We start from the raw sequence: 2,939 nt of genomic DNA on the forward strand, positions 1-2,939 counted from the left end.
GCGGGGGGGGGGGGCTGCCGCGCGCGGCGCGGGGGTCTCTCTTTGTTGCCCCGCGAGTCGGTGCGCGCGGGCAGTGGGCCTGTGGGTGCATGCTGTGGGTTCGCTCCTTCCGGCCGCCCCCGCGCGGCCCGGGGACTTACTTGCTGAAGCCGGGGAGCAGCTTCGCGTAGTCGACGGCGGTGGCGTCGAGGCCGGCCTGGGTGCTCTCCTGGCCCTGGACGATCTTGGCCAGGTTGGTGCCGATCGAGCCGAACAGCGAGCTGTACTCGGGCAGCTCGGGGCGCGGCTGGGCGGAGCTCAGGATCGCCTGGAAGCCGGCGATGCCGAGGTTGCCCTTGACGTCGGCGGTGTAGGCGTCGCTGCGGGTCGGCAGGGTGGAGTTCTTCAGCGCGAGGGTGGTCTGGCTCTCGGCGGAGGTCATGAAGGCGGCGAACTTCTCGGCGGCGGCCTTGTGGGCGGCGTCGGAGCCGGCGTAGACCGAGATGTTGTGGCCACCGGTCGGGGCGCCGGCCTTGCCGGTGGAGCCGGCCGGGACGGGGGCGATGCCCAGGTTGGCCTTGTCCGTGAAGGCGGAGCCCTTGTAGACGTTGGTGATCTCCCAGGGGCCCTGGATGATCGCGGCGACCTTGCCGGTGGTGAAGGCGTCCATCATGTGCGCGTACGAGTCGGTGGTCACGTCGGCCTTGACGGTGCCGGGCGAGGTGAACAGCGACTGGTAGGTGGTGATGGCCTTGGCGGCCTCGGGCGAGTTGATGGTGATCTTCTTGCCCGCGGCGTCCACCATGTTGGTGCCCTCGCCGTACAGGAACGGCATGGCGTAGTAGCCGTCGCCGGCGCGCATCCAGAAGCCGTCGACGCCGGCCTTGTCCTTGAGCTGCGCGGCGTCGGCCTTGAGCTCGTCCCAGGTGGCGGGGGCCTTGGTGATGCCGGCCTTGGCGAACAGGGCCTTGTTGTACATGAGGCCGAGGGTGTCGGTGACCAGCGGCACGCCGTAGGTCTTGCCGGAGTACTTGGCCTGCTCGATCAGGCTGGCCTGGAAGGCGGAGGCGTCGGTCAGGGCCGGGGTGCCGTCCAGCGGCTCCAGGAAGCCGGCCTTGGCGAACGCGGAGGTCCAGCCGACCTCGGAGCGGAAGGCATCGGGGGCACCCTTGGCACCCATCGCGGTCTGGAGCTTGTTCTGCGCCTGGTCGAACGGCACGTTGACGAAGTTGACCTTGATGTTCGGGTTGGCGGCCTCGAACTTCTTCGCCAGCTCCTGGTAGGTGGGAGCCTCGTTGGTCGCGTTCGAGGTGTCCCAGTAGGTGATGGTGACCGGACCGTCGGAGCCCTTGGCGTCCGAACCGGAGCCGCTGCTGCCGCAGGCTGCAAGAGAGACCGCAAGGGCCGCAACGAGTGCGGAGGCCGCGATGCCACGCCGCATGAGAACTCCTAGGGAAGGGTGGGGGTGGGTGCCCTGGAAGAAAGGGGAGGTAGTGCGCTTACACTTGCCGTGCTCGCCCGGCAGGTGCTGGCACCGCCGGGTTCGTTGAGGAACGTAACAGCGGGGAAAGCCGCGTGAAAGGCCTTGCAGCAACTTTCTGCAAGGCTCGCCCGGATCGTTACATCCGCGTGTCCTCCGGGTTGCCGGCAGCCGTCCGCCCACCGCACCCCCTGCCGCACGGCGTCCCAGCTCAGCCCCGGTACGGCGAACGGCCCGCACCGGCGGGTGTCCCCGCGGTACGGGCCGTCATTGCGGCGCTTTCAGCAATCCCCGTCAGGCGGTACCGAGCCTCAGCACGGTCGTGGAGCGGAACTCCTCCCCCGGCCGCAGCACCGTGGACGGGTACTGCGGGTGGTGCGGCGAGTCCGGGTGGTGCTGGGTCTCCAGGGCCACGCCCGCGTACGGGCCGTAGGCCACCCCGCGGGCACCGGTCACCGCGCCGTGGAAGCCGTTGGCGGTGTAGACCTGGATGCCCGGCTCGGTGGTGAGCACCTCCAGGGTGCGGCCGCTCTCCGGGTCCTCCAGCAGCGCGGCGCGCACCGGCGGGCCGTCGGCCGGCCGCTCGCGCAGCACCCAGTTGTGGTCGTAGCCGTGCGCCGCCCGGATCTGCGGGTGGTCGTCGGCGATCCCCTTGCCGATCGGGCGGGCGGTGGTGAAGTCGAACGGCGTGCCGGCCACCGGCTCGTACGGGCCGAGCGGGATCTGCCGGGCGTCCACCGGCGTGTAGTGGTCGGCGTCGAGGGTCAGCAGGTGCCCGAGGACGTCGCCGTGACCCTCGCCGGCCAGGTTGATGTAGGCGTGGTTGGTCAGGTTGACGACGGTGGGCCGGGTCGTGACGGCGTGGTACTCGATGGTGACCGCGTCGGCGGACAGCAGGTAGGAGACGCTCACGTCCATCGCGCCGGGGAAGCCCTGGTCGCCGTCCGGGCTGTGCAGCGAGAGCCGGACGCCGCCGGGGATCTCCTCGGCGTTCCAGACCCGGTGGGCGAAGCCGTCCGGGCCGCCGTGCAGGGTGACGCCGTTGCCGGTGGGGGCGAGCGCGTGCTCCTCGCCGTCGACGGTGACCCGGCAGTCGGCGATGCGGTTGGCGTAGCGGCCGACGGTGGTGCCGTAGTGCCGGGCCGCACCGAGGATCAGCGGCAGCTCGTCGGTGGAGAGCAGGATCTGCCCGGGCGTGCCCGCGCGGTCCGGCGCGGTGAGGGTGTGCAGGGTCGCGCCCAGTGTGAGGACGCTGGCCTCCAGCGGGCCGTTGCGCAGCGTCCAGCGCTCGATGGCGGCGCCGGCACCGCTCGGTTCGAAGGGCGCCCGGCTGACCTCGGTGGCCTCTGCCGACATGGACCGCTCCTCACCCGGCGGCCGGGGGACCGCCTCACCTTGTCACCTGTTCGGTTCTGGGCGATCTTGTCGCCCGGGATCAGGGTAGCCCGACCGGGGCCCCGCACGGCGGTGCTCCGCCGTG

2 protein-coding genes are annotated in these 2,939 nt (G+C 71.2%); both read right to left on the reverse strand.

Features of this window, described 5'->3' with window-relative positions:
• Positions 1 to 136: 136 nt before the first annotated feature.
• Positions 137 to 1,420, reverse strand: a complete 1,284-nt coding sequence (locus tag ACFV0G_RS37805; RefSeq protein WP_380557899.1) for an extracellular solute-binding protein — start codon at positions 1,418 to 1,420, stop codon at positions 137 to 139.
• A gap of 333 nt (positions 1,421 to 1,753) precedes the next feature.
• Positions 1,754 to 2,815, reverse strand: coding sequence for an aldose epimerase family protein (locus ACFV0G_RS37810; protein WP_380557903.1), 1,062 nt, complete (start codon positions 2,813 to 2,815; stop codon positions 1,754 to 1,756).
• Positions 2,816 to 2,939 lie beyond the last annotated feature (124 nt).

Origin of the sequence: Kitasatospora sp. NPDC059571 (assembly GCF_042735675.1) — a bacterium.
Taxonomy (GTDB): Bacteria; Actinomycetota; Actinomycetes; order Streptomycetales; family Streptomycetaceae; genus Kitasatospora.